Source organism: Ottowia pentelensis (assembly GCF_964341695.1).
Window position 1 is genome coordinate 2,658,745 of record NZ_OZ224513.1, and the last position, 25,817, is coordinate 2,684,561.

26 protein-coding genes and 1 tRNA gene are annotated in these 25,817 nt (G+C 69.8%); 11 read left to right on the plus strand and 16 right to left on the minus strand.

Annotation, left to right across the window (positions count from 1 at the left end):
• Nucleotides 1–89 precede the first annotated feature (89 nt).
• From mutS to ACWHMB_RS12860, 3 genes are read left to right on the plus strand one after another with little or no spacing between them, the layout of a single operon-like run.
• On the plus strand, nt 90–2,705 hold the full coding sequence (gene mutS / locus ACWHMB_RS12850; protein ID WP_377478725.1) for a DNA mismatch repair protein MutS: 2,616 nt from the start codon (nt 90–92) through the stop codon (nt 2,703–2,705).
• A 57-nt stretch (nt 2,706–2,762) separates the two neighbouring features.
• The gene (locus ACWHMB_RS12855) at nt 2,763–2,999 is read left to right on the plus strand and encodes a type II toxin-antitoxin system Phd/YefM family antitoxin (RefSeq protein WP_377478727.1); all 237 of its coding nucleotides are present in this window, start codon (nt 2,763–2,765) and stop codon (nt 2,997–2,999) included.
• Between the two features lie 3 nt (nt 3,000–3,002).
• Entirely contained in the window at nt 3,003–3,452 is a 450-nt protein-coding gene (locus tag ACWHMB_RS12860) for a PIN domain-containing protein (protein ID WP_293223738.1), read from the plus strand.
• Nucleotides 3,453–3,500: 48 nt separating this feature from the next.
• Here ACWHMB_RS12860 and dbpA read toward each other — a convergent pair whose 3' ends face one another.
• Nucleotides 3,501–4,919, minus strand: coding sequence for an ATP-dependent RNA helicase DbpA (dbpA, locus tag ACWHMB_RS12865; protein WP_377478729.1), 1,419 nt, complete (start codon nt 4,917–4,919; stop codon nt 3,501–3,503).
• A 57-nt stretch (nt 4,920–4,976) separates the two neighbouring features.
• Between dbpA and ACWHMB_RS12870 the strand changes: the two genes are divergently transcribed.
• Nucleotides 4,977–5,786, plus strand: a complete 810-nt coding sequence (locus tag ACWHMB_RS12870) for an alpha/beta fold hydrolase (RefSeq protein ID WP_293223744.1) — start codon at nt 4,977–4,979, stop codon at nt 5,784–5,786.
• Nucleotides 5,787–5,789: 3 nt separating this feature from the next.
• Here the strand turns inward: ACWHMB_RS12870 and ACWHMB_RS12875 are convergent, their stop codons facing one another.
• On the minus strand, nt 5,790–6,998 hold the full coding sequence (locus ACWHMB_RS12875) for a serine hydrolase domain-containing protein (protein ID WP_293223747.1): 1,209 nt from the start codon (nt 6,996–6,998) through the stop codon (nt 5,790–5,792).
• Between the two features lie 83 nt (nt 6,999–7,081).
• Here ACWHMB_RS12875 and ACWHMB_RS12880 point away from each other — a divergent pair, with 83 nt between their 5' ends.
• Entirely contained in the window at nt 7,082–7,852 is a 771-nt protein-coding gene (locus ACWHMB_RS12880; protein ID WP_293223750.1) for a class I SAM-dependent methyltransferase, read from the plus strand.
• Here ACWHMB_RS12880 and ACWHMB_RS12885 read toward each other — a convergent pair.
• From ACWHMB_RS12885 to ACWHMB_RS12895, 3 genes are all read right to left on the minus strand, one after another.
• Nucleotides 7,816–9,480 (minus strand): cobyric acid synthase, encoded by a 1,665-nt coding sequence (locus tag ACWHMB_RS12885; protein ID WP_377478731.1) that lies wholly within the window; start codon nt 9,478–9,480, stop codon nt 7,816–7,818. The genes ACWHMB_RS12880 and ACWHMB_RS12885 overlap by 37 nt on opposite strands.
• A gap of 116 nt (nt 9,481–9,596) precedes the next feature.
• A complete protein-coding gene (locus ACWHMB_RS12890) occupies nt 9,597–10,598 on the minus strand; it encodes a cobalamin biosynthesis protein CobD/CbiB (RefSeq protein WP_377478733.1) in 1,002 nt (333 codons plus the stop codon).
• Between the two features lie 37 nt (nt 10,599–10,635).
• Nucleotides 10,636–11,076, minus strand: coding sequence for an Rrf2 family transcriptional regulator (locus ACWHMB_RS12895; RefSeq protein WP_377478735.1), 441 nt, complete (start codon nt 11,074–11,076; stop codon nt 10,636–10,638).
• Nucleotides 11,077–11,207: 131 nt separating this feature from the next.
• On the opposite strand from ACWHMB_RS12895, the gene fdxA reads away from it, so the two are divergent.
• Together fdxA and ACWHMB_RS12905 are read left to right on the plus strand one after the other, a co-directional pair.
• A complete protein-coding gene (gene fdxA / locus ACWHMB_RS12900; protein WP_377478737.1) occupies nt 11,208–11,531 on the plus strand; it encodes a ferredoxin FdxA in 324 nt (107 codons plus the stop codon).
• 56 nt (nt 11,532–11,587) lie between these two features.
• Nucleotides 11,588–11,851 (plus strand): DUF2249 domain-containing protein, encoded by a 264-nt coding sequence (locus ACWHMB_RS12905; RefSeq protein ID WP_377478739.1) that lies wholly within the window; start codon nt 11,588–11,590, stop codon nt 11,849–11,851.
• A gap of 91 nt (nt 11,852–11,942) precedes the next feature.
• On the opposite strand, the gene ACWHMB_RS12910 is transcribed toward ACWHMB_RS12905, so the two are convergent.
• From ACWHMB_RS12910 to ACWHMB_RS12925, 4 genes are all read right to left on the minus strand, one after another.
• A tRNA-Ser gene (locus ACWHMB_RS12910) sits at nt 11,943–12,031 on the minus strand.
• A gap of 28 nt (nt 12,032–12,059) precedes the next feature.
• On the minus strand, nt 12,060–13,202 hold the full coding sequence (locus tag ACWHMB_RS12915) for a CaiB/BaiF CoA transferase family protein (protein ID WP_377478740.1): 1,143 nt from the start codon (nt 13,200–13,202) through the stop codon (nt 12,060–12,062).
• A gap of 5 nt (nt 13,203–13,207) precedes the next feature.
• On the minus strand, nt 13,208–14,200 hold the full coding sequence (locus tag ACWHMB_RS12920) for a Bug family tripartite tricarboxylate transporter substrate binding protein (protein WP_377478741.1): 993 nt from the start codon (nt 14,198–14,200) through the stop codon (nt 13,208–13,210).
• A gap of 74 nt (nt 14,201–14,274) precedes the next feature.
• Nucleotides 14,275–15,978, minus strand: coding sequence for an acyl-CoA dehydrogenase family protein (locus tag ACWHMB_RS12925; RefSeq protein ID WP_377478742.1), 1,704 nt, complete (start codon nt 15,976–15,978; stop codon nt 14,275–14,277).
• A gap of 103 nt (nt 15,979–16,081) precedes the next feature.
• Here ACWHMB_RS12925 and ACWHMB_RS12930 point away from each other — a divergent pair, with 103 nt between their 5' ends.
• Nucleotides 16,082–17,002: a LysR family transcriptional regulator gene (locus ACWHMB_RS12930; protein ID WP_377478744.1), complete on the plus strand. Its 921-nt coding sequence runs from the start codon at nt 16,082–16,084 to the stop codon at nt 17,000–17,002.
• On the opposite strand, the gene serS is transcribed toward ACWHMB_RS12930, so the two are convergent.
• The 3 genes from serS to ACWHMB_RS12945 form a co-directional block, all read right to left on the minus strand.
• Nucleotides 16,969–18,279 carry a serine--tRNA ligase gene (gene serS, locus ACWHMB_RS12935; protein ID WP_377478746.1) on the minus strand — a complete coding sequence of 437 codons (1,311 nt, stop codon included), beginning with the start codon at nt 18,277–18,279 and terminating at the stop codon, nt 16,969–16,971. The two genes, ACWHMB_RS12930 and serS, sit on opposite strands and share 34 nt — an antisense overlap.
• A 130-nt stretch (nt 18,280–18,409) precedes the next feature.
• On the minus strand, nt 18,410–19,375 hold the full coding sequence (ispH, locus tag ACWHMB_RS12940; RefSeq protein ID WP_377478748.1) for a 4-hydroxy-3-methylbut-2-enyl diphosphate reductase: 966 nt from the start codon (nt 19,373–19,375) through the stop codon (nt 18,410–18,412).
• Nucleotides 19,376–19,560: 185 nt separating this feature from the next.
• Entirely contained in the window at nt 19,561–20,004 is a 444-nt protein-coding gene (locus tag ACWHMB_RS12945; RefSeq protein WP_377478750.1) for an FKBP-type peptidyl-prolyl cis-trans isomerase, read from the minus strand.
• A gap of 232 nt (nt 20,005–20,236) precedes the next feature.
• Here ACWHMB_RS12945 and radC point away from each other — a divergent pair, with 232 nt between their 5' ends.
• Nucleotides 20,237–20,914, plus strand: a complete 678-nt coding sequence (gene radC / locus ACWHMB_RS12950; protein WP_447648554.1) for a RadC family protein — start codon at nt 20,237–20,239, stop codon at nt 20,912–20,914.
• A 29-nt stretch (nt 20,915–20,943) separates the two neighbouring features.
• Nucleotides 20,944–21,552 (plus strand): Smr/MutS family protein, encoded by a 609-nt coding sequence (locus ACWHMB_RS12955; protein WP_377478754.1) that lies wholly within the window; start codon nt 20,944–20,946, stop codon nt 21,550–21,552.
• 21 nt (nt 21,553–21,573) lie between these two features.
• Here the strand turns inward: ACWHMB_RS12955 and ACWHMB_RS12960 are convergent, their stop codons facing one another.
• The 4 genes from ACWHMB_RS12960 to ACWHMB_RS12975 form a co-directional block, all read right to left on the minus strand.
• Nucleotides 21,574–21,984 carry a PIN domain-containing protein gene (locus tag ACWHMB_RS12960; protein WP_293224339.1) on the minus strand — a complete coding sequence of 137 codons (411 nt, stop codon included), beginning with the start codon at nt 21,982–21,984 and terminating at the stop codon, nt 21,574–21,576.
• 26 nt (nt 21,985–22,010) lie between these two features.
• Nucleotides 22,011–22,238: a hypothetical protein gene (locus ACWHMB_RS12965; RefSeq protein WP_293224341.1), complete on the minus strand. Its 228-nt coding sequence runs from the start codon at nt 22,236–22,238 to the stop codon at nt 22,011–22,013.
• Nucleotides 22,239–22,305: 67 nt separating this feature from the next.
• Complete coding sequence (locus ACWHMB_RS12970) at nt 22,306–23,901, minus strand: M14 family zinc carboxypeptidase (RefSeq protein ID WP_447648555.1); 1,596 nt, start codon at nt 23,899–23,901, stop codon at nt 22,306–22,308.
• An 88-nt stretch (nt 23,902–23,989) separates the two neighbouring features.
• Complete coding sequence (locus ACWHMB_RS12975; protein ID WP_293224345.1) at nt 23,990–24,451, minus strand: CBS domain-containing protein; 462 nt, start codon at nt 24,449–24,451, stop codon at nt 23,990–23,992.
• Nucleotides 24,452–24,506: 55 nt separating this feature from the next.
• Between ACWHMB_RS12975 and ACWHMB_RS12980 the strand changes: the two genes are divergently transcribed.
• Complete coding sequence (locus ACWHMB_RS12980; RefSeq protein WP_377478758.1) at nt 24,507–25,817, plus strand: O-acetylhomoserine aminocarboxypropyltransferase; 1,311 nt, start codon at nt 24,507–24,509, stop codon at nt 25,815–25,817.

A 25,817-nucleotide genomic window follows, 5' to 3' on the forward strand; every position in this document is an offset into this window, starting at 1 on the left:
GGGGCCCGAGTCTACGCCCGCGCCCGGCGCGGCGGGGTGCGCACATTGCGCACAATCGGGGGGCGCCCGCGAGCGCGCCCTGCCCCGCCATGAACGCCACCGACCTGACCGCCCACACCCCCATGATGGCGCAATACCTGCGCCTGAAAGCCGACTTTCCCGACACCCTGCTGTTCTACCGCATGGGTGACTTCTACGAGATGTTCTACGGCGACGCCGAGCGCGCCGCGGCGCTGCTGGACATCACGCTCACCGCGCGCGGACAGTCGGCCGGGCAACCGATCCCGATGGCGGGCGTGCCCTTTCACTCGGTGGACGGCTACCTGGCGCGCCTGATCAAGCTGGGCGAGTCGGTGGCGATCTGCGAGCAGGTGGGCGACGTGGCCACCGCCAAGGGGCCGGTGGAGCGCAAGGTGGTGCGCGTGGTCACTCCCGGCACGCTGACCGACAGCGAGCTGATGAGCGACAAGAGCGAGTCGCTGCTGCTGGCCGTGCACGCCGGCGCGCGCGGGCGCGTGGGCCTGGCCTGGCTGGCCGTCACGCAGGGCCGCGTGCAGCTGGCCGAATGCGCCTTGGATGAATTGCCGGCCTGGCTGGAGCGCATCGCCCCCAGCGAGCTGCTGCTGGCGCAAGACGCTGCGCCCGCCTTCGAGCAGCGCCTGGCCGGCACGCGCGCCGCGCTCACACACCGCCCGGCCTTCCAGTTCGACGCCGCGCTGGGCCGCCGCAAGCTGCTGGAACAGTTGCAGGCCGCCAGCCTGGCCGCCTGGGGCGCCGACGACCTGCCGCAGGCACACGCCGCCGCCGCCGCCCTGCTGGCCTACGCCGAGCACACGCAAGGCCGCGCGCTGACCCACGTGCGGGCGCTGGCGGTGGAGCGCGCCGGCGAGCTGATCGAGCTGCCCGCCAGCACGCGCCGCAACCTGGAGCTGGTGCAGACCCTGCGCGGCGAGGACGCGCCCACGCTGCTGTCGCTGCTCGACACCTGCCTGACCGGCATGGGCAGCCGCTGCCTCAGGCGCTGGCTGCTGTCGCCCGCGCGCGAGCGCGCCGCCGCCCAGGCCCGCCACCAGGCCATCGCCGCGCTGCGCGAAGGTGGCTTGGCCGAGCGGCTGCGCAGTCAACTCAAGGGCACCAGCGACGTGGAGCGCATCACCGCGCGCCTGGCGCTGGGCCAAGTGCGCCCGCGCGAGCTGGTGGCCTTGCGCCAGACACTACAAAAACAAGAGCTGTTCACGCTTGTCGGACGGGCGCCAGAGGCACTTTTGGCCTTGATTTCGGGCGATTTGGCACCGCCCGCGGCCGCCACCCAGCTGCTGCAGACCGCCCTGCTGGACGAACCCGCCACGCTGCTGCGCGAAGGCGGCGTGATCGCCCCCGGCCTGGACGCCGAACTGGACGAGCTGCGCGCCATCGCCGGCAACTGCGACGCCTTTTTGCTGGAGCTGGAAGCGCGCGAGCGCACGCGCACCGGCATCGCCAACCTGCGCGTGCAGTTCAACAAGGTGCACGGCTTCTACATCGAGGTCAGCGCCGGCCAGGCCGCCAAGGTGCCCGACGACTACCGCCGCCGCCAGACGCTGAAGAATGCCGAGCGCTTCATCACGCCCGAGCTCAAGACCTTCGAGGACAAGGCGCTGAGCGCGCAGGAGCGCGCGCTGGCGCGCGAGAAGTGGCTGTACGAGCAGCTGCTGGCCCAGTTGCAACCGCACGTGCCCCAGCTCACGCGCTTTGCCGGCGCCCTGGCCGCGCTCGACGCCCTGTGCGCGCTGGCCGAGCGCTCGCTCACGCTGGGCTGGTGCGCGCCGGTCTTCGTGCGCGAGCCCTGCATCGAAATCCGCGGCGGGCGCCACCCGGTCGTCGAAGCGCGCCTGCAAGAGACCAGCGGCACGCCCTTCATCGCCAACGACACGCTGCTCGGCCCCAAGGCGCGCATGCAGGTCATCACCGGCCCCAACATGGGCGGCAAAAGCACCTACATGCGCCAGGTGGCGCTGATCGCGCTGCTGGCCAGCATGGGTTCGTACGTGCCCGCGCAAAGCTGCCGCCTGGGCCCGCTGGATGCCATCCACACCCGCATCGGCGCCGCCGACGACCTCGCCAACGCGCAGTCCACCTTCATGCTGGAGATGACCGAGGCGGCGCAGATCCTGCACACCGCCACGGCCCAGTCGCTGGTGCTGATGGACGAGATCGGCCGCGGCACCAGCACCTTCGATGGCCTGGCGCTGGCCTCGGGCATCGCCGCGCACCTGCACGACAAGGTGCAGGCCTTCACCCTGTTCGCCACGCACTACTTCGAGCTGACCGAGTTTCCGGCCACGCACCATGCGGCCTTCAACGTGCACGTGACCGCCGCCGAAACCACGGGGTCGGGCGGCCACGACATCGTCTTTTTGCACGAGCTGCAACCCGGCCCGGCCAGCCGCAGCTACGGCATCCAGGTGGCGCGCCTGGCCGGCGTGCCCGCCGCCGTCGTCAACCACGCGCGCCACGCGCTGGCCCAGCTGGAGCAAGGCGCCGCCGCGCATCAGGCGCAGGTCGATCTGTTTGCGCCGCCGCCGGCCGCCGCCGCTTCACCCGAACCCAGCGCCGTGGAAGCGGCGCTCGCCGCCATCGACCCCGACGCGCTCAGCCCGCGCGAGGCGCTGGAGGCGCTGTATGAGCTGAAGCGGCGACTCGATCCCGACAAACTCCGTGCTTGACCGCGTGGATTGGACTGCCGGAAAATGTAGTTTTTAACACTACATGAAGGCCAAGGCATGAAAAGCATCTCCGCCGCCGAAGCCAACCGCCACTTCTCCGCCCTGCTGCGCGATGTGGCGGCCGGCCAGACCATCACCGTGCTCTCGCGCGGCAAACCCGTGGCGACGATCGCGCAGCCGCGGGCGCAGGCGGCCGGGCGCGGCGCCGCCAAGCGGCGGCTGCTGGCGCGTCTTCAACAACAGGCGTCGACGGGTACTCGCCATTGGGCGCGGGACGAGCTGTACGAAAGCTGACCCGTGCGCGTCGCGCTCGACACCAACATCCTCGCCTACGCCGAAGGCCTGGGCGATGCCGCGCGCTGCACGGCGGCGCGGCGTTTGATCGAGCACCTGCCCAGCGACCAAACCTTGCTGCCGGCGCAAACCCTCGGCGAGCTGTTCCGCGTGCTCACGGCCAAAGCCCGGCGCACGCCCGCTGAAGCCCGCGACGCCGTGTTGAGCTGGGCCGACACGTTCGAGGTGGCCGACTCCACCTGGCCGGCCTTTCAGTCCGCCTTCGACCTGACGGTGGACCACCAGTTGCCCCTGTGGGACGCCCTGATCCTCGCCGTGTCCGCCGAGCAGCGCTGCCGCGTGCTGCTGTCGGAGGATTTTCAGGACGGCTTTACCTGGAGCGGTGTCACCGTGGTCAACCCGTTTGCAGATCCACCTTCCCCCTTGCTTGCGGGATTGGAAAGTGACCGGTGACTGACAGCGGGTACGCCGCTGGCGCCGCGGAGGTCGATAGCCTCGCGGCTACGCCTTCCCCACCCGCCGCACCGTCACCTTCTTGCCCTTGATGCGCCCCGCGTTCAGCCGCGCCAGCGCCGCCTCGCCGATGTCGCGCGCCACGGCCACGTAGGTGGCGTATTCCATCACCTGGATCTTGCCGACCTGCTCGCGCGTGAAGCCGGCCTCGCCGGTCAGCGCGCCCAGCACGTCGCCGGCGCGGATTTTTTCCTTGCGACCGCCCACGATCTGCAGCGTGCTCATGGGCGCGCGCAGGGGCGCCCCGGCGGCCGGCGTGAGCGTGTCCACGGCCCGCCATTGCGAGGTCTGCCCGGTGAACTGCTCGATGCGGCCGACGCGGCCCATGTCATCCATGGTCGCCAGGCTGAGCGCCAGGCCGGTCTCGCCCGCGCGCCCGGTGCGGCCGATGCGGTGCACGTGCACCTCGGGGTCGGGCGTGATGTCCACGTTGATCACCGCCGCCAGCTGCGTGATGTCCAGCCCGCGCGCCGCCAGGTCGGTGGCCACCAGCACCGAGCAGCTGCGGTTGGCAAACTGCACCAGCACCTGGTCGCGATCGCGCTGCTCCAGCTCGCCGTGCAGCGCCAGCGCATCGAAACCCTGCGCCTGCAGCAGCTCCACCAGCGCCCTGCACTGCTGGCGCGTGTTGCAAAAGGCCAGCGTGCTCTCGGGCCGAAAGTGCGCCAGCAGCTTGGCCACGGTGGGCAGGCGCTGGGCGGGCGCCACCTCGAAAAACAGCTCGCGGATGTGCGCGCTGGCGTGCCGCACATCGACCTTGACGGTTTGCGGATCACGCATGAACTGCTTGGCCAGCCGCGCGATGTCATCCGGGTAGGTGGCCGAGAACAGCAGCGTCTGCCGCTCTTTCGGGCACTGGCGCATGACCTTGACCATGTCGTCGTGAAAGCCCATGTCCAGCATGCGGTCGGCCTCGTCCAGCACCAGGGTGTTCAGCGCGTCCAGCCGCAGGGTCTCGCGAAACAGGTGATCGAGCACGCGCCCCGGCGTGCCGATGGCGATGTGTGCGCCATGTTCCAGGTTGGCCGCCTGCCCGCGCAGCGGCACGCCCCCACACAGCGTGACGACCTTGATGTTGTCCTCGGCCCGCGCCAGGCGCCGCACCTCGGCCGCCACCTGGTCGGCCAGTTCGCGCGTGGGGCACAGCACCAGCGCCTGCACGGCAAAGCGGCGCGCATTCAGGCGCGCCAGCAGCGTCAGCGCAAAGGCGGCGGTCTTGCCGCTGCCGGTCTTGGCCTGGGCGATCAGGTCCCGGCCCTGCAGGGCCAGCGGCAGGCTGGCCGCCTGGATGGGGGTCATCTCCAGATAGCCCAGCTGCTGCAAATTGGCCTGCATGGCCGGCGTGAGCGGCAAGCGGGCAAACGATGTGGCGCCGGGGCCGGGCGATGCGGAAGATTCGTGGGTCATGGGTGATTATCGGAAAGGCTGGCCCTACACTTCGCCCCGGTGATCCCGACGCACAGCATGAGCTCCATCGTCTTCTCCCACGGCAACAGCTTTCCGGCCAGCACCTACGGCGTGATGCTGGGCAGCCTGCGCCGGCGCGGCTACGCCGTGGCCGCCATCGAAAAGTTCGGCCACGACCCGCAGTATCCCGTCACCGACAACTGGCCGCGGCTGGTGCAGCAGCTGGCCGACTTCGCCGCGCAGCAGAAGGCGGCCGACCAGGGGCAGGCGCCGGTGCTGGTCGGCCATTCGCTGGGCGGCATCCTGAGCCTGATGTGCGCCGCGCGCCACCCCGAACTGGCGCGCGCGGTGGTGATGCTCGACTCGCCCGTGCTGGGCGGCTGGCGCGCCGGCGCGGTGCGCGTGGTCAAGCGCACGGCACTGATGCAGCGCTTTTCACCCGCACAAACCAGCCGCAGGCGGCGCGATCAGTGGGACGACCGCGAGGCCGTCTATCAGCACTTTGCCGGCAAGAAGCTGTTTGCCCGCTGGGACCCGCAGGTGCTGCGCGACTACGTCGACCACGGCACGGTGGACGCCGACGGCACCTGGCGCCTGGCCTTTGACCGCGAGATCGAGTCGCGCATCTACGAGACCCTGCCGCACAACCTGGACCGCCTGCTGCGCCGCCACCCGCTCAAATGCCCGCTGGCCTTTGTCGGCGGCCTGCAGTCGGCCGAGATGAAGCAGGTGGGCGGCATCGATTCCACCGCGCGCCTGGCCCGCGGGCGCGTGACGATGCTGGAAGGCACGCACCTGTTCCCGATGGAAAAGCCCCTGGCCACGGCCGCCGCCATCGAGGCCAGCCTGCGCGGCATGGGCATCTGAGCTTCAGCGCCCGGCTGCTTCGTCGTCCACCGCCTTCTGCACCGCCTGGTACATGGCCTCGCGCTCGGCGTACTGCGGGTTGCCCGCCGAGCCGGCCTTGCTCCAGTCCGAGTTGGTCACGATGACCAACTGGCGCTTGGGGTCGATGAAGATGCCCTGGCCGAAGATGCCGCGCGCCGCCACGCTGCCGTCGTCGTAGGTCCACCATTGATAGCCGTAACCGCGCCCGGGCTGGCCGATGTCGGCCTGTTTGTGCGTGGCCTCGTGCAGCCAGCCCTCGGGCACCAGCGGCTCGCCGCCCACCTTGGCGCCTTCCAGGACGAACTGGCCGAAGCGCGCGAAGTCGCGCGGCGTGGCCTGCAGGCAGCAGCCGCTGATTTCCTTGCCGGTCTTGGACAGCAGCCAGGTTGCCTCCTGTTCCATGCCCACCGGCTGCCAGATCTTCTCCTGCAGGTACTGCGCCAGCGGCTTCTGGATGGCCGCCATCAGCATCACGCCCACCAGGTTGGTCTCGCCCGTGCTGTAGTTCCAGCGCTCACCCGGCGGGGCCGCGCGCGGCAGCTTGCGCATGTAGCTGACCAGCGCGTCCACGCCCGGCTCGGGCACGTGGTTGTTGAAGCGCGCGACGTCCGAGTTGGGGTTGCCGTAGTCCTCGTTCCAGGCCACGCCCGAGGTCATGGTCAGCAGCTGGCGCACGCTCACCTCGTCGTAGGCCGAGCCCTTCATGTCCGGCAGGTAGTCGCTCACCTTGTCGTCCATGCTCTTGATCAGGCCGTCCTTCAGCGCCGCGCCGACCAGCGTCGAGGTGAAGGACTTGGCGACCGAGAAGCTGGTCCAGCGTCCGCTGCCGTCGAAGCCCAGGCCGTAGCGCTCCAGCCGCAGCTTGCCCCCTTGCACGATCAGCAGCGCCGCACCGTGCTGGCTGGCCAGGTAGGCATCCACGTCCAGCGGCAGCTGGATGGCTTCGCCCGGCGGCAGCGGGCGCGGCACGGGGCCCGGCAAGGCGGTGTGCCACTTGGCCAGCAGCGGGATGCGGTCCATGGCGCGAAACGCCGCGTCGCGCTGCGACTGGCTCCAGAACAGCAGGTTGCGGTTGGTGGGCACGGTGGCCAGCAGGCCGCGCGTTTCCTTGTCCAGGCTGAACCAGCCGGCGGTGCCCGCCAGCACCAGCACCACCAGGGCGCCCCAGCCTGCTTTTTTCCATGTGCTCATGGCCTCATTCTTTCATGCCCCGCGCCGCGGGCCGCCAAGCGGGCATCATGCAGGTCGTCCATGCATCAAACGGGAGGTCGCTGATGAGTGATTCGGTGCACGCCGCCGCGCGACACGGCTTCGAGCGGCAGGCCGGCGCCTATGCGCGCGGCCGGCCCGACTACCCGCCCGCCCTGCAGGGCTGGCTGCGGGGCGCGCTGGCCCTGGGTCCCGGCCGCGCGGTGGCCGACGTGGGCGCGGGCACGGGCAAGTTCACGCCGCTGCTCACGGCAACGGGAGCCGAGGTGGTGGCCATCGAGCCTGTAGATGCCATGCGCGCGCAGTTGGCGACCGCGCAGCCCACGGTGCGCGCCCAGCCCGGCACGGCCGACGCGCTGCCGCTGCCGGACGCCTCGCTGGACGCCATCGTCTGCGCCCAGGCCTTCCACTGGTTCGCCACGCGCGCCGCGCTGGATGAATTCGCGCGGGTGCTGAAGCCGGGCGGGCACCTGGGCCTGGTATGGAACGTGCGCGACGAGTCGGTGGACTGGGTGGCCGAGTTGACGCGCATCGTCACCCCGCACGAAGGCGACGCGCCGCGTTTCTACAAGGGCAGCTGGCGCCAGGCCTTTCCGCACCCGGCCTTCGGGCCGCTGCACGAAAGCGTGTTCGACTACGTGCACGAGGGCCCGCCGCAGCAGGTCATCGTCGACCGCTTTCTGTCGGTCAGCTTCATCGCCGCGCTGCCGGCCGCCGAGCAGGCGCGGGTGCGCGCGCAGATCGAGGCGCTGATCGAGCACCACCCGGCGCTGCGCGGGCAGGCCGTAGTGCGCTTTCCCTATCGCACGCGGGCGTTCGCGGGCGTGCGGCGCTGAACCAAAGCGTCCAGCACGCCGGGCGCGAAGGCCTGCTCGATGGCATCGGCCAGGCCGTCGAACACCGCATCCAGCGCGGGCGCATCGGCGCCGAACAGCGCGCGCAGCACGGCCGCGTCCTCGAACAGCCCGTGCAGATAAACCCCCAGTACGTTGCCGGCGCCGTTTTGCCAGGCCAGGCCCGCCATCACTTCGCGTGCGACGTCGCCCCGGGCCGCCATGGCCGGGTGCTGGACGGTGCGGCCGCTGTGGATTTCATAGCCCGTCACCGGCACCCTGGACAGCGCCGCCCACGCGCCGGTGAGCGCGCCGAAGCGCTGTGTGGCGTGGCGCACGGTCTTGGCGCGCTCGAAGCACGTCACCAGCGGCAGCAGGCCCAGGCCCGGTGCGTTGTCCGTGCTTTCCACGCCGTGTTCGTCGATCAGGGCCTCGCCCAGCATCTGCAGGCCGCCGCAGATGCCCAGCACGCGAGCGCCGCGCGCCGCGTGCGCCGCAATGGCCGCGTCCAGCCCCTGCGCGCGCAGCCAGGCCAGGTCGGCGGCGGTGGCCTTGCTGCCGGGCAGGACGATGGTGTCGGCGCCCGCCAGCGCCGCCGGCGTGCGCGCCCAGGCGAGCGTCAGGCCGGGCACGTTCTTCAGTGGCTGAAACTCGTCCAGGTTGCTGATGCGCGGGTAGGCGACGATGGCGATGCGGCGCGGCGCATCAATATCATTTTGATAGCTGCTCGCGCTTGATCCATCGGCGCCAGAGCCCGTTTTGTCATCAAACCCGACGGGCCGGTCGTCGAACACGCCATCCTCTTCCGGCAGGCCGTGACCGAAGCGCATCGGCACCACGGCCACGGTGGGTACGCCGGTCAAGGCCTGCAGCTGTTCGGGCGCGGGCGCCAGCAGGCCGGCATCGCCGCGAAACTTGTTGAGCACGAAGCCGCGGATGCGCGCCCGGTCGGCCGCGGGCAGCAGCGCCCAGGTGCCGTACAGGTGGGCGAAGGCGCCGCCGCGGTCGATGTCGGTCACCAGCAGGCAGGCGGCGTCGGCATGGCGCGCCACGCGCAGGTTGACCACGTCGCTGGCCATCAGGTTGATCTCGGCCGGCGAGCCCGCGCCCTCGATCACCACCACGTCGTTCTCGGCGCGCAGCGCGTCCAGCGCGGCGGCAATGGGCGGCCACACGCGCTCGCTGCGCCCGCGCCAGGGCAGCGCCGACAGCTCGCGGCTGACCTGCCCCAGCAGCAGCACCTGGCTGCGCGTGTCGGCCTCGGGCTTGAGCAGCAGCGGGTTCATGCGCACGTCGGGCACGGCGCGCGCGGCCAGGGCCTGGAAGTACTGGGCCGAGCCAATCTCGCCGAGGGGCGCCTGCGGGTTTGCCCCCTCGCCCCCTTGGGGAGAGGGCTGGGGTGAAGGGCCGGCAGCGGTCGACGGCGGCGCGGCTGGCCCCCACCCCAACCCTCCCCCAGCGGGGGAGGGAGAAAGGCCCGAGACGACTCTTGCGTTGTTGCTCATGTTCTGCGCCTTGAACGGCGCCACGCGCAAGCCCTGCCGGGCGTAGTGGCGGCACAGCGCGGTGGCGATCCAGCTCTTGCCGGCGCCGCTGCTGGTGCCCAGCACCATCACGCAGCGCGCCGTCATGCAGCGGCCTCTCGCGTCTGACGTGCATGCGGAGAAATCAACAACCAAAAACTCCTGAAATCGTAGCTGCCGGCGCTTGTTCCATCAGCGCCATCGGCTCATTTTGCATCAAACCCTCAAGCCGACAGCGTCAGCAGCAGCACCGCGCAGGCCAGCAGCGTGGCGACCAGGGCGCAGCGCGAGCCGATGGCGCAGGCGCGCAGGGTGTCGGCCGGCTCGGGCGTGCGGGCGCCGGCGTTGAGCGCGTGCACGCCGGGCCGCCCCAACTGCACGCCCAGCGCCAAGGCCATGGCGGCCACGGGCCAACCGGCGTGGGTCGACGGCAGGCGCGCCGCCTCGGCCGGCAGGCGCGGCAGGCCTCGCAGCGCAGCCGGCCCGCCCAGCCCCACGATCAACGCCGCCGTCAGGCGCGCGGGCAGCCAGGCCAGCGCGTCGGCGGCGCGCACGGCCCACAGGCCGGCGGCTGTGCCCCCACGCACCACGCCGTCCGGCGAGCGCGCGCCGCGGCGGCCCCACGTGGCGGCGGCCGTGTGGGCAAAGCGAAACAGGGCCGCGCCGGGCAAGCCCAGCAGCGCAAACCAGAACAGCGGCGCCACCAGCGAATCGCTCAGGTTGGTGGCCAGGCGCTGGATGGCGCCTTCGCGCAGTCCGTGCGCCGACCCAGGGGCCGCGTCGTGGCCGACCGGCGGGGCCTCTTGCGCCTGCGCCGCGCCGGGCGCTTCGGCCAGGCCACGCTCGACCGCCAGCGTGTCGTCGTGCACGCGGGCCCAGGCCAGCAGCGGCTTGAGAAACAGCCCCAGCGCCAAGGTCGCCAGCCACACCGGCTGCGCCAGCACCCAGGTTTGCAGCAGCCAGGCCAGCGCCAGCACCACCGCGGCCGCGGCGCTCCAAGTCACAGCGCCGCGCGCCAGCACCTGCGCCCCGGTGGCCACGTACGCCCGTTCCCTGCGTGGCGCCAGGCGGGCGTCGGCCCAGTCCAGATAGCGCCGCATCCAGGTCACCGGGTGCCAGCGCGCGGCGGGCTCGCCCAGCACGCGGTCGATGGCCAGCGCCAGCGCCGGCGCGCAGGCCAGCAGGGCCAAGTAGGCTTCGGGTTCGTCGCCGCTCCAGTTCAGCATGACAGCAACTGGTCGGCGCGGCGGCGCGGCGGCGAAATCAGGAGGGCGCCGCCAGCAGTTCGCTCAGCGCCGCCGGCTCCTGCACCAGGTCGGCCAGGGTGTGCTTGTCCAGCTCGGCATAGAACACCTTGAAGGCGCCGCTCAGGATGCTCGACAGCTTGCACGCCGGCGCGATGCGGCAGTGGTGGCTGAGGTCGGCCACCATGCATTCGACGTAGGCGGCGTTGCCCTCGCACAGGCGCACGACCTCGCCCAGGCGGATCGACTCGGCCGGCTGGCCCAGGCGCAGGCCGCCGCCCTTGCCGCGCACCGTCTGCACCCAACCGGCGCGCCCCAGCAGATGCACCACCTTGGTCAGGTGGTTGGACGAAATGCCGTAGGCGGCCGCGATTTCGTCCACCGTGGCACGGCGATCGGCCTGCACCGCCAGGTACATCAGCACGCGCAGGGCGAAGTCGGAAAACGTGGTCACGCGCATGGCGGAAAATACGGGTCCGGCCGCCATGACGGCAACGCGGCTTTGCATTGCACCGCGCAACCCCATGGCGTACATTAAAAGATGTATTCATTATGCATTTTTAAGATCAACCCGCAAGGCCCCTTCCCATCATGACCTTTGTCGTCACCGAAGCCTGCATCCGCTGCAAGTACACCGATTGTGTGGACGTCTGCCCCACCGACGCCTTTCGTGAAGGCCCCAACTTCCTGGTCATCGAGCCGGACGACTGCATCGACTGCGCCGTCTGCGTGCCCGAGTGCCCCGTCAACGCCATCTACGCCGACGAGGACGTACCCAAGGACCAGCTCGACTTCATCCCGCTGAACGAAGAGCTGGCCAAGGACTGGAAGACCATCTCGCGCAAGATCGCCGCCCTGCCCGACGCCGACGAATGGGCCAAGGTCGAGCAAAAGCGCGAGCAGCTGCAGCGCTGAGCGCGGCCCCTTCTTTTTGCAACCACCGCGCCTGCCCGCAGGCGCACCCCCAAGCCATGTCAAACCCACCCGGACACGACCACACCACCCCCGAGGCCATCTACGGCTTCGACGCCCGCGGCATCGCGCGGCGCTTTCGCCACTCGGCCATCTTCGGCGCGCTCGACGCGCTGAACCCGGGCGAGACCATGCGCTTCGTCAACGACCACGACCCGATCCCGCTGCTGGGCCAACTGCAGGCACGCTACGGCGAGGCCGTGCACATCGAATACCGCCAGCGCTCGCACGAGGGCGTGGTGATCGACTTCATGCGCCAATGAGGGCTCGGCGGACGCGGCCCACGCCGCACGCCAACTGCCGAGGCCAAGAAAAAACCGCGCTACGTTTTGCGTAGCGCGGTTTTCTTTGTTTTGGCGGAGAGGGAGGGATTCGAACCCTCGGTACGGAAACCGTACGCCTGATTTCGAGTCAGGTACATTCGACCACTCTGCCACCTCTCCGCAGCGTCGAACAGGGGATTCTAGCAGGTTACCGGGCGCCTCCATCCGCGGCGTCATCGGGCAAGAAGCCACTGCCCTCGCTCAAGGGCGCGTGGCGATAGGTGGCGGGCGTGCGGCTGAGCTTGACCGGCGCGCCCAGGCCGGTGTAGGCGCCCATCTTGACCACCATCTGGCGATGCAGGGTGTGCGGGTGCGTCAGCGCCTGCTCGACGTTGAGCACGGCGGCGGCGGGCACGCCGATGGCCATCAGCTCGTCGGCCAGGCGGGTGCCGTCGGCCTGGGACAGTGCGGCTTCGAGCAGCGCCTTCAGCTCGACGCGGTTGACCGAGCGCTGGCCGGCGCTGGCAAAGCGCGCGTCCTGCGCCAGCTCGGGCCGGCCGATGTGGCGGCACAGCAGGGCGAACTGGCGGTCGTTGCCCACCGCCAGGAACACCGGCGTGCCGCCCGTGCGGACGACGTCGTAGGGGTAGATGTTGGGATGCGCGTTGCCGGTGCGCTGCGGCAGCTGGCCGCTCATGAACCAGTTGGCCGCGTGCGGGTGCAGCAGCGACAGGCCCGAGTCGTACAGGGCCGCGTCGACCAGCTGGCCCTGGCCGCTGGCGGCGCGCTCGTGCAGCGCCAGCAGCACGCCGATGACCGCGTTCAGCCCCGTCACCATGTCGACCACCGGCAGGCCCACGCGCAGCGGGTCGCCGCCGGCCTCGCCGTTGATGCTCATCAGGCCGGCCGTGGCCTGGATGGCGGCGTCGTAGCCGGGCAAGGCGCCCAGCGGGCCGTCGGCGCCAAAGCCCGTCACGCGGCACCAGATGAGCCGCGGCAAGTCGCCGCGCATCTGCTCGTAGCCGATGCCCCACTTCTCCATGGTGCAGACCTTGAAGTTCTCCAGCACCACATCGGCCTCGGCCATCAGCTCACGCACGCGCTGCTGGCCTTCGGGGGCCGACAGGTCGAGAAACTGGATGCGCTTGTTGCGGTTCAGGCCGAAGTAGTAGGACGCCACGCCGTCCCTGAACGGCGGCCCCCAGGCGCGCGTGTCGTCGCCCTGCGGCGGCTCGACCTTGAGCACGTCGGCGCCGTGGTCGCCCAGGATCTGGCCGCACAGCGGCCCGCCGAGGATGCGCGAGAGGTCGAGCACCTTGATGCCCGCCAGCGCGCCCGTCTTGTTTTGCATGATGTTCAGTCCAGCCGCACGCCCGAGGACTGGACCACCTTGGCCCAGGCGTCGGTTTCCTTGTTGATCAGCTGGCCGAGGTAGGCGGGCGAATGGTCGGGCGCCGACTCCAGCCCCTGCGCGGCAAAGGTGTCCTTGACCTTGGGCGCGGCCAGCGCGCGCACGAAGGCTTCGTTCAGCACCTTGATGCGATCGGGCGGCGTGCCCTTGGGGGCCACCACGCCGAAGAACACGCTGACGTCGAAGCCCTTGAGGCCCTGCTCGGCCACGGTGGGAATGTCGGGCATGGCCTTGGAGCGCTGCGTGGTGGTCATGCCCAGGGCCTTGAACTTGCCCGACTTGATGTAGGGCATGGCCGTGAGGATGTCGGTGAAGGTCATGTCCACCTGGCCGGCCAGCAGCGCGTTCAGCGCCGGCCCCGTGCCCTTGAAGGGCACGTGGACCAGCTTGGTGCCCGCCATGTCGTTGAACAGCACGCCGGCCAGGTGCGACGAGGCGCCGTTGCCCGAGGACGCATAGTTGAGCTTGCCCGGCGCCGCCTTTTCCTTGGCGATCAGCTGCTGCACCGTGCTGACGCCCAGGTCGGGGCGCACCACCAGCACGTTGGGCAGATAGCCGACGTAGATGATCGGATCGAAGCTGGTGCGCGGGTCGTAGCGGATTTCCTTGTACAGGCTGTGGTTGATGGCCAGCGGCCCCGAGGTGCCGAACAGGATGTTGTAGCCGTCGGGCTTGGCGCGCGCCACCGCCTCGGCGCCGATGTTGCCGCCGGCGCCGGCGCGGTTGTCGACCACCACGCTCTGGCCCAGCTCCCTGGTGAGCTCGGCGGCCAGCAGGCGCGCCATGGCGTCGGTCGGCCCGCCGGGCGAGAACGGCACCACGAAGTTGATGATGCGCTCGGGAAATTTTTCCTGCGCGGCGGCCGGCAGCACCGGCAGCGCGGTCGCGGCGGCGGCAGCGGCGGCCAGGGTGAGCAGTTGGCGCTTGTTGATGGGCATGTCTTGTCTCCTATGAAGTTGATAGCTGCTTGCGCTTGCTGGACAAGCGCTGCGGGTGTTTTTGAACAGTAAACTCAAGACCAGTCGGCAGGCAGCTCCACCGCCTGCAGCGGATCGCGCGGCAGCACGCGGTGGGCAATCACCAGCTGCGACAGGCGAAGGCGTTCGGCGGAACCGGTCTTGCGCGCCTCCCAGGCCATGGCAATCGCCGTGGTGCAGTTGTAGAGCGCGGTGGCGGCCTGGCGCACCGCCTTTTCGCCGTCATCCTGCACGGCGCGCTCGGCCAGCTTCGCGGCGCGCGCCAGCGCGTCGGTGAGCGCCTGGCGATAGGCCGGGGTGATGCCCTGGGTGTCGGCCAGCAGGCCCAGCAGATGGCTTTGCAGCACCGGCAGCGAGCCCTCGCGCTTGATGGCGCGCTTGACGTCCAGCGCCACGATGTTGCTGGTGCCTTCCCAGATCGAGCCCAGGTGCGCATCGCGCACCAGGCGCGGGTCGGCCCATTCCTCGATGTAGCCGCAGCCGCCGCGCACCTCCATGGCGTCGCCCGTCACCTTGCGGGCGTCGCGGCAGGCGCGGAACTTGATCAGCGGCGTGAGGATGCGCAGCAGCGCATAAGCCGTCGCGTCGCCGGCGTCAGAGCGCGTCAGCGTGGCCGCGGTCTGGAACACCATGGTGCGCGCCTGCTCGGCCGGCACGCGCAGCTTGTCCAGCTGCACCTGCATCAGCGGCAGGTCCTGCAGACGGTGCTTGAAGGCCCAGCGCTCGCGGGCGATGAACTCGGCCTCGGCCACGGCGCGGCGCATCATGCCGGCGGCGCGCATGCCGTTGGACAGGCGCGAGTTGTTCACCATGTCGGCGATCTGCACGAAGCCCCGGCCCTGCTCGCCCACCAGATACGCCACGGCGCCCTCCATGCGGATCTCGCCGCTGGCCATGGAGCGCGTGCCCATCTTGTCCTTCAGGCGCACGATGTGGTAGTGGTTGGTGCTGCCGTCGTCCAGCTGGCGCGGCAGCAGAAACAGCGAGATGCCTTTCATGCCGGGCGGCCCGCCGTCGACGCGCGCCAGCACCATGCCGAAGCCCGCGTCGGGGTTGGAGCAAAACCACTTCTCGCCCACCAGGCGCCAGCTGCCGTCCTCCTGCGGGTAGGCCATGGTCAGGGTGCCCGCGATGTCCGAGCCCGCCGCCTGCTCGGTCATGAACATGGAGCCCTGGACGGAGGAATCGAAGTCCATGGACAGCAGCGTGGGCAGGTACTTGGCGACCAGCTTTTCGTCGCCGTATTTCTTCAGCGTGCGCGTGAGCGAATCGGACATCGACAGCGGGCAGCACAGGCCGAACTCGGACTGCACGAACAGATAGGTCAGCGCGTACTTGACGATGGCCGGCAGCTTGCCCTTCCAGCCCAGCATGTCCTCGCGGTGCGAGATCGCCGCCAGGCCGAACTGCTGGAAGGCGATTTTTTCCATCTCGACATAGGCCGGGTGCTTGAGGATGCGCTGTTCCTCCTTGCCACTGCGGCTGCGCATCTGCAGGGTGGGCGGGTTGTGGTCGGCCTCCAGCGCCCAGTCGTCCACCACGCCGCCGGCCAGCTCGCCCATGCGCTCGAAGTGCGGCTGCAGGTGGGCGTACAGGTCGGTCGGCAGGTACAAGGCCAGCAGCTGCTGCAGCTCTTTGTCTTCCAGATAGTTGTTGACGTGGCCGCGGTCGGGCACCGGGTGGGCGGCGGCGCTGGCCTGGGCCAGGGCGGACATCTGGGAGGGGTCGTTGGCGGACATGCGGGTCTCCTGATCTGGGGGGGTTGGCTCGATTGGATTCCGCTCGATCATTCGTGTCCAATATCAATAAAATCTTTCTCCATAGGATTTGCGAATAGCCGCCATGGAACTGCGCCTGCTGCACTACTTCGTGACCCTGGCCGAGGAGCTGCACTTCGGCCGCGCGGCGCAGCGCCTGTTCATCTCGCAGCCGCCGCTGTCGGTGGCCATCCGGCAGCTGGAGGACGAGTTGCAGGCGCAGCTGTTCGAGCGCAGCAGCAAGGGCGTGCGCCTGACGGCCGCCGGCGAGCACCTGCTGGAGCGCGCGCGCCAGCTGCTGGCGCTCAGCCGCCAGGCGGCGCAGGAGACGCAGGACGTGGCCCAGGGCACGCGCGGCCACCTGCGGCTGGGCTTTGTCGGCTCCAGCCTGTACCGCGGCCTGCCGCAGGCGCTGGCGCTGCTGCAGCAAAGCCACCCCCAGGTGCGCGTGGACCTGCTGGAGGCCAACAGCGCCGAGCAGGTGCTGGGCCTGCAGCAGCTGCGGCTGGACGTGGCGCTGGTGCATTCCACCCTGCCGCCCGAGGGCATCGCCAGCCAGCTGATCGTGGACGAGCCCTTCGTCGCCTGCCTGCCGCAGGGCCACCGCCTGCGGCGTGCCGCCGACGTGGACCTGGCCGACCTGAAGCGCGACCGCCTGATCCTGTTTTCCAGCCTGGTGTCACCCACCTACCACCAGCGCATCTACGAGATGTGCCTGGCGCACGGCTTCGCGCCCGAGGTGCGGCACGAGGTGCGCCACTGGCTGTCGGTGCTGTCGATGGTGTCGCTGGGCCTGGGCGTGGCGCTGGTGCCGGCGGCGCTGCAGCGCGTGGGCCTGCCGCACCTGGCCTTCAAGCCGCTGCGCGGCGCGCACCCGGCGTCCGAGATGCTGGCCATGTGGCGCCGCGAACCCGACAACCCCCTGGTGCGCGCGCTGCTGCACTATCTGCAGCAGGAGGCGCTGAAACTGGATCAGGCCGTCAAGACTTCGAGGCCGTCCAGATAGGGCCGCAGCGCCTTTGGCACGCGGATCGAGCCGTCGGCTTGCTGGTGGTTCTCCAGCACCGCGACCAGCGCACGGCCCACGGCCACGCCCGAGCCGTTCAGCGTGTGCACCAGCTCGTTCTTGCCCTGCGCGTTCTTGAAGCGCGCCTGCAGCCGCCGCGCCTGAAAGGCCTCGCAGTTGCTGACCGACGAGATCTCGCGGTAGGTGCCCTGCGCCGGCACCCACACCTCCAGATCGAAGGTCTTGGCGGCGCCAAAGCCCATGTCGCCGGTGCACAGCAGCAGCACGCGATAGGGCAGCTCCAGCCGCTGCAGGATGGCCTCGGCGTGGCCCACCATCTGCTCCAGCGCCACGTAGCTTTGCTCGGGGTGCGTGATCTGCACCATCTCGACCTTGTCGAACTGGTGCTGGCGGATCAGCCCGCGCGTGTCGCGCCCGGCGCTGCCGGCCTCGGAGCGAAAGCAGGGCGTGTGCGCGGTCAGCCGGATGGGCAGCTCGGACTCGGCCAGGATTTCGCCGCGCACGCTGTTGGTGAGCGAGACCTCCGAAGTCGGGATCAGGTACAGCGCCTCGCCCTCGCCTTCTTGCCCGCCCTTCTTGGCGGCAAACAGGTCGGCCTCGAACTTGGGCAGCTGGCCGGTGCCGCGCAGCGTTTCGGCGTTGACGATGTAGGGCGTGTAGCACTCGGTGTAGCCGTGCTGGCGCGTGTGCACGTCCAGCATGAACTGGGCCAGCGCCCGGTGCAGCCGCGCCACCGGCCCGCGCATGAAGGCAAAGCGCGCGCCCGACAGCTTGGCCGCGGTCTCGAAGTCCAGGCCCAGGGCCTCGCCCAGCTCGACGTGGTCGCGCACGGCGAAGTCGAAGGCGCGCGGCCCTTCGCCATCGGGACTCCAGCGGCGCACCTCGACGTTGGCCGTCTCGTCGGCGCCCACCGGCACGCTGGCGTGCGGCAGGTTGGGCACCGCCAGCAGCAGCGCGTTCAGCTCGGCCTGGATGGCGTCCAGGCGCGTGGCCGAGGCGTCCAGCTCGTCCTTGATGCCGGCCACGCGGGCCATCACATCGTCGGCCGACTCGCCCTTGGCCTTGCGCTGGCCGATCTGCTTGCTGGCGGCATTGCGCTCGGCCTGCAAGGCTTCGGTGCGGGTCTGGATGGTCTTGCGCTCGGCCTCCAGCGCGGTAAAGGCCGCTTCGTCCAGAAACGGCTGCGGATTCTTGCGGGTGTCGAGAAGCGCCAGCACGGCGCCCAGGTCCTTGCGGAGCAAAACGGGATCGAGCATGGGGCGATTGTAGGGGCGGGCGGTTTGCGTAACCCGTCACCGGATTTCAAGAGAAAAGTGGCTACAGCGCCCATACAACAAGCGCGAGCAGCTATACAAATGATAGTTTTTGACCGACTTGAGTGCCGACTCAGCGCAGGTGCTCCAGCTTGCGCTCGGCGTCGCCGATCAGCTTGAGCCCCTTGGGCAGCGGAAACTTCATCGTCTCCTGGATGCCGCCCAGCTTGCGCACCGAGCCGATGCCCATCTGGTCCAGCCGCTCCAGCACCTGGCGCACCAGGATTTCGGGCGCCGAGGCGCCGGCCGTGACGCCGATGCGCGGCTGGCCGGCAAACCACTCGGGGCGCAGCTCGGCGGCCGAGTCGATCATGTAGGTGGTGGTGCCCAGCTTTTGCGCCACCTCGCGCAGGCGGTTGGTGTTGCTGCTGGTGGGGCTGCCGACCACGATCACCACGTCCACCTGGCGCGTCAGCAGCTTGACGGCGTCCTGGCGGTTCTGCGTGGCATAGCAGATGTCCTGCTGCTTGGGCTCGCGGATTTTTGGAAAGCGCGCCTTGATGGCCGCCATGATGTCGGCGGTGTCGTCCACGCTGAGCGTGGTCTGCGTGACGACGGCCAGCTTGTCGTGCTGCGCCGGCTCGATGCGCGCCACATCCTGCACGTCCTGCACCAGGTGGATGCCGGCGTCGAGCTGGCCCATGGTGCCCTCGACCTCGGGGTGGCCGGCGTGGCCGATCATGATGAACTCGTAGCCCTCGCGGTGCAGCTTGGCCACCTCCACGTGCACCTTGGTCACCAGCGGGCAGGTGGCGTTGAACACCGTGAAGCCGCGCCGCTGGGCCTCCTGCTCGACCGACTTGGGCACGCCGTGCGCGCTGAACACCAGCGTGGCGCCGGCGGGCACCTCGGCCAGGTCCTCGATGAAGATCGCGCCCTTGGCCTTCAGGTCGTTCACCACGTAGGTGTTGTGCACGATCTCGTGGCGCACATAGATCGGCGCACCGAACTTGGCCAGCGCCCGCTCGACGATCTCGATGGCGCGGTCGACGCCGGCGCAGAAGCCGCGCGGTTCGGCAAGGAGAACATGGGCCCCCACGCTCCGCACTGACGTGTCTGCGCTGCCCCCCGAGGGGGCCTCCTCCGCCTTGGGGCGGCCCAGCGGCGGAGGAACATGCGCCCCCACGCTCCGCACTGAAGTGTCTACGCTGCCCCCCGAGGGGGCCTCCTCCGCCTTGGGGCGGCCCGGCGGCGGAGGAATGGGGTTGGACGTGTCGTGCCGGTTCATAGAACGCCGATCAAGTGCACCTCAAAGGTCACCGGCTGCCCCGCCAGCGGGTGGTTGAAGTCCAGCCGCAGCGCGCCGTCCTCGCGCACCGCGCGCACCACGGCGCCGATCTGGCCTTCGCCGCCCGGCGTGGGCAGCTGGATGATGTCGCCCACGGCGTAGTGCTCGTCCGGGTCGCCCAGCTCGTTCAGGTCCTGGCGCGCCAGCCACTGCAAAAAGTCGGGGTTGCGCTCGCCATAGGCCTCGCCGGCCGGAATCTCGAACACCGTGCGCGTGCCCTCCTCCAGCCCCAGCAGGCGCTGCTCGACCGCCGGCGCCAGCTCGCCCGTGCCCAGCGACAGCGTGGCCGGCCGGCCGGTGAAGGTGTTGATGACATCGCCCTGTGGGCCCGCCAGGCGGTAGTGCAGGGTCAAGAAGGAGGCAGGTTCGACGCAGGGCATGGCAATGGACTTGGAAAACCCATGATTCTAGGAAATGGCCGCTGGCTGGGGGCGTTTGCGGGTACTGGGCTGCAGAACAGCCGGACGCAGAGGACGCAAAGGTTTCGCAAAAGACGCAAAAGAACTTCTTTGCTTTGTCTGTTTTGCGTCCTCTGCGCATTTTTTGCGTCCTCTGCGTCCGGCTGCTTTCGGCTGTTCGGTTGCCCCACCCCGCCCTTGCTATGCTGCCCCCATGCCCCTGAAAGACCTGCCCCCCGACGCCCGCCCGCGCGAAAAGCTGCTGGCGCGCGGCCCTGGCGCCCTCGGCGACGCGGAGTTGCTGGCCTTGCTGCTGCGCACCGGCCTGGCGGGCAAGAGCGTGCTGCAGCTGGCGCAGGAGCTGCTCGATGAGTTCAAGGGCATCGCCGGCCTGCTGCACGCCAGCGCCGATGACCTGAAACGCATCAAGGGCCTGGGCGGCAGCGCCAAGCGCGCCGAGCTGGTGGCGGTGCTGGAGCTGGCGCGCCGCGCGCTGGCCGAGCAGCTGCGCGAGCGCGCGGCGCTGGACACGCCCCAGGCCGTCCAGCACTACCTGCAGCTGCAGCTGGCGGCACGCGCGCACGAGGTCTTTGCCGCGCTGTTTCTGGACAGCCAGCACCGGCTGATCGCGCTGGAGGAGCTGTTTCGCGGCACGCTGACGCAAACCAGCGTCTACCCGCGCGAGGTGGTGCTGCGCGCGCTGCATCACCAGGCCAGCGCGGTGGTGCTGGCGCACAACCACCCCAGCGGCAGCACCACGCCCAGCCGCGCCAACGAGGCGCTGACGCAGACGCTGAAAGCCGCGCTGGCGCTGGTCGACGTGCGCGTGCTCGACCACATCATCGTCGCGCCGGGGCAGGCGCTGTCGATGGCCGAGAAAGGTTTGCTGTGAAAGCCAAGTCCTTTCAAGACTTGAAGGCGATGCGCGCACAACTGGCCGAGGCCGAGCAGCGTGCCGCGCAAGCCGCCGCCGAGCGCGAGCGGGCCGCGCGGCAGACGCGCGCCGATCAGGACCTGTTCGCCCGCGCCATCGGCCCCACCCAGCCGCTGCGCGCGCACGGCCGTGTGGTGCACGCACCGGCGCCCACGCCGCCCGAGCCGCGCCAGCGCACGCTGGACGAGCAGGCCGTGCTGCGCGAGTCGCTGTCCGACGAGTTCGACAGCAGCACCCTGCTGCACGTGGACGAGCACCTGAGCTTTCGCCGCCCCGGCATCGGCGCCGACGTGACGGCCAAGCTGCGCCGCGGCCACTGGGCCGTGCAGGGCCAGATTGACCTGCACGGCCTGCGTGTTCATGAGGCGCGCGACGCCCTGAGCGCCTTCGTGCGCGACGCCATGCGCACCGGCCTGCGCTGCGTGCGCGTGGTGCACGGCAAGGGCCTGGGCTCGCCGGGCCGCGCGCCGGTGCTCAAGGCCAAGGTGCACGGCTGGCTGATCCAGAAAAAGGAGGTGCTGGCCTTCGTGCAGGCCAAGCCGCTGGAAGGCGGCGCGGGGGCCTTGCTGGTGCTGCTGGCGCAGCCGGGGCGTTGATCTGCGCCTGGATGATGACGGTCACATCGACCGAAACGGGTTTTGCACCAAGAGGCTTGCAGTCAAACGACGCCCGTGGCTGAAATCCTCACTGAACAGAACACTGCACTGGCTGCGCAGCGCTGCCTCGGCGATGAGGGCATCAAACCAGGACAACTGCTCTTGTGCCGCCAGCTCATGCGCGTCAAGCACCAGCGCCGCATGGGTGGCGACGACTTCAAACGCGTCCAACGCGTCCAGCGCATCTCGCGTGTCGTCCTCTGAAAACGCTGGCTTGAGCTTGCCCATCAACACCGCCCGCAATTCGATCAACACCTGTGTGCTGATCACGATCTCGTGCTCGCGCGCCAATGCACGCAGCCACTGCGCGATGAAACGTGATTTTTCGGGCTCTCGCTGATCCAGCCGATACACCCACAGGTTGGTATCCACGAAAACGCGCATGAACCCTTGCGACGTCAGCGTTGATGCAGGGACGCGCGCGACCACGCTCTGTCGCTTTTGGCCGGATGGCGCGCAGCCAGTGCATCCAGCGTATCGAGCGCCTGAAGCCGTCGCGCGCGGTTGTCGGCATAGCGCGTCAGGAATTCGCGCACCACCGCGTTGACCGAGGTGCGCTCGCGCAAAGCCACTTCACGCGCCGCTTGCAAAAGATCGTCGTCCAAACTCAAAGTCAAGTTCGCCATCTCGATTCCTTTGGGCCAACACGGGATCAGTGTAGCACGTATTCCTGCGCCAATGCGAATCGGCGCCTCAGCGCCCCATCGGCTCCATCACCCGCAACAGCCGATCGGGCTCACCCGGGCGCGGCACGGCGATCAGGCGCGCCGCCACATAGCTGCTTTGCGAGTCGGGCTCCAGCGCGGCGGTGACCAGGCCGGCCAGGGGTTGCGCCAGGCTGACGTACCAGCCACCCGCCGGCAGGTGCCGGCGCAGCGGCTGCACGTCGACCTGCGTCTTGACAATGCCACCCTGGTCCTGGATGGCGCCGCGGCCGTCTTGCCGCTGGCCCGCCTCGATACTCTTGAAATCGTAGCGTTCCACGCGGATGGACCGGGCGCTGGCAAGCGGTTTGACTTGCACGCCCAGCAGGCGCAGCGTGCGCACGGCGGCGCCTTCGCTGGCGGCCAGCCAGTAGCCGCAGGGCCGTGGGCGCTGCCGGGTCACCTGCAGCTTCAGCGCCGAGCGCCAGTCCACCGGCACGGCGCGGTCTTCTCCCGTCTGGGCGTCGATCAGGGTCAGTTCGCGCTTTTCGGGCGTTTGCTGCGCGGCCACCACCACCTGGCCTTTGCAGGCCTGCCCGGCCACGGCACGGTCGGCACGCCGGGCCTGTTCGAGCAGCGCCGGGCCCTCCTGGGCGACCTGCTCCAGCAGGGCCTGCGCGGCCACCACGTGCGACTGCACGCGTCGCGCCAGATTCTGCTTGCCGATGCCATAGCCGCGCGTCTCGTGCAGGATGCTGACGGCGTTGCGCAGCCCGCCGATGTTGCGCCAGGTGTCGGGCTGCACGCCGCCCATGGCCACCGGCGCGTCGGGCCTGGCGGTGGTGGTGTGGTACCAGAAGTCGCTCAGGCCCTCGGCCTGCACGGCGCGGCGAATGGCGGGCAAGAAATCATCCATGCCGGCCTGGTAAACGCCCGCATCGAGGTTGCCCGTGGTGGCCGCCTGCAGCAGCACGTCGTACTTGGTCCAGGCGCCAAAGCGCGTCACCCAGCGCTCGCCGGCGGTGAATTCGTGCATGTCCAGCACCACCTGCGGGCGATAGCGCGCCGCCACCCGCGCCACGGCGCGCGCCTCGGGCGTGCGCAGCAGCAGGTGGTCGCGGTTCATGTCGATGTCGCCGACGGCGGTGGCGCGCTTGAACAGCGCCGCGCCGTCGGGGTTGGCACGCGGCAGCACCACCACGTTGACGCGCCGCAGCAGGTTGGCGTAGGCGGGCGCGCTCCAGCGCTCGAGCAGCACCAGGATGGCCTCGCCCGGCGCCGGCTCGTTGCCGTGCTGGTGCGCCACCAGCATCAGCGTGGGCTTGTCCGCCTGCCAGCGCCCGCCACGCGCCAGCAGCACCAGCGGCAGCGCCCGGCTCTGGCCGCTTTCACCCACGATCTCCAGGTGCACCGACGGGCGCCCCACCAGTGCCTGCAGCCGCGCCATCATCTGCGCGTGGCTGGTGAAATCGATCTGCCAGGGGTCGAAGGCGGGGGTATGAAACGGCATCGCCGGCGCCGCGAAGCGCGCGTGCACGGGCGGCGGCTCGGGGTGCACCCGGGCGGGATCGAACTGGGCCCAGGCGCCGCTGGCCGCCAGCAGCAAGGCGACGGCAGCGAACCGGGCACATCGGACAGCGCGCATGAAGGGCTCCTGAATTCGTGAGGGCGGCGCGGATTGTGCGCGTGGGCCCGTCAGCGCGGGCCAGCCCGCACCCACGCAAGGCGCGCGCTCAGGCGCCGGCTTGCTCGCCCGCCCCCTCCTCGGGCCAATCGCGGATGTAGGCCTTGAGCATCTGGTTCTCGAAGTTCTGGCTGTCCACCACGGTCTTGGCGACGTCGTAGAAGCTGATGACGCCCATCAGCTGCTGCTTGTCGATGACAGGCAGGTAGCGCGCGTGGCGGTCCAGCATCATGCGGCGCACCTCGTCCAGCTCGGTCTCCAGCGTGCAGATCAGCGGGCCCGGGTCCATGTTGCGGTACACCGACAGGCCCTCGAACGAGCCGCCGTTTTTCACCGTCGCGCGGATCACCTCGCGAAAGGTCAGGATGCCCACCACGCGCCCGTGCGCCATCACCACCAGCGAGCCGATGTCGTTGTCCGCCATCACGCGCGCCGCATGAGACAGGCTGTGCTCGGGCGTGATGGTGTACAGGGCCTGGCCCTTCAGGCGCAAGATGTCGCGGACTTTCATGATCGAAAGAATATAGCCCACAATCGGCGGCTGCCTTCCCCCACCTGGAGACCCCATGCCCGGCTATTCCGACCCCGGCTTCGACACCCTGGCCCTGCATGCCGGCGCCCAGCCCGACCCGGCCACCGGCGCGCGCGCGGTGCCGATCCACCTGTCCACCTCCTTCGTGTTCGAGTCCAGCGACCAGGCGGCGCAGCTGTTCAACATGGAGCGCGCCGGCCACGTCTACAGCCGCATCAGCAACCCCACCACCGCGGTGCTGGAGCAGCGCGTGGCGGCGCTGGAAGGCGGCATCGGCGCCGTCGCCACCGCCAGCGGCGAAGCGGCGCTGCACCTGATGATCGCCACGCTGATGGGCGCGGGCGGTCACATCGTCGCCAGCAGCGCCATTTACGGCGGCAGCCAGAACCTGCTGAACTACACGCTGCCGCGCTTCGGCATCACCACCAGCTTCGTGCAGCCGGGCGACCTGGACGCCTGGCGCGCCGCCATCCGCCCCAACACGCGACTGCTGTTCGGCGAAAGCGTGGGCAACCCCGGCCTGGACGTGCTGGACATCGCCGCCGTGGCTGACATCGCGCACGCCGCCGGCCTGCCGCTGGGGGTGGACAACACCTTCACCACGCCCTATCTGCTCAAGCCCTTCGAGCACGGCGCCGACATCGTCTACCACGCCGCCACCAAGTTTCTGGGCGGTCACGGCACGGTGATCGCCGGCGCGCTGGTCGATGGCGGCAGCTTCGACTGGGCGGCCTCGGGCAACTTCCCCGAGCTGACCGAACCCTACGCCGGCTTTCACGACATGGTGTTCAGCGACGAGAGCACCGTGGGCGCGTTTTTGCTGCGCGCGCGGCGCGAAGGCCTGCGCGACTTCGGCGCCTGCATGAGCCCGCACACCGCCTGGCTGGTGCTGCAGGGCATCGAGACCCTGCCGCTGCGCATGGAGCGGCACCTGGCCAACACCGAAAAGCTCGTGCACTTCCTGGCCGGGCACCCCTTCGTGGCGCGCGTGGGCCATCCGCTGCTCGACTCGCACCCCAGCCACGCGCTGGCCGGCCGCCTGCTCAAGCACGGCGCCAAGGGCGCGGGCAGCGTGTTCAGCTTCGACATGAAGGGCACGCGCGCGCAGGGCAAGGTGTTCATCGACAGCCTGAAGATCTTCAGCCACCTGGCCAACGTGGGCGACAGCCGCAGCCTGGTGATCCACCCGGCCAGCACCACGCATTTCCGCATGACCGACCAGGCGCTGGCCGCCGCCGGCATCGGGCCCGGCACCATTCGCCTGTCGATCGGGCTGGAAGACCCCGACGACTTGATCGACGACCTCAAGCGCGCGCTGAAAGCGGCCGAGAAAGCAGGAGCCTGA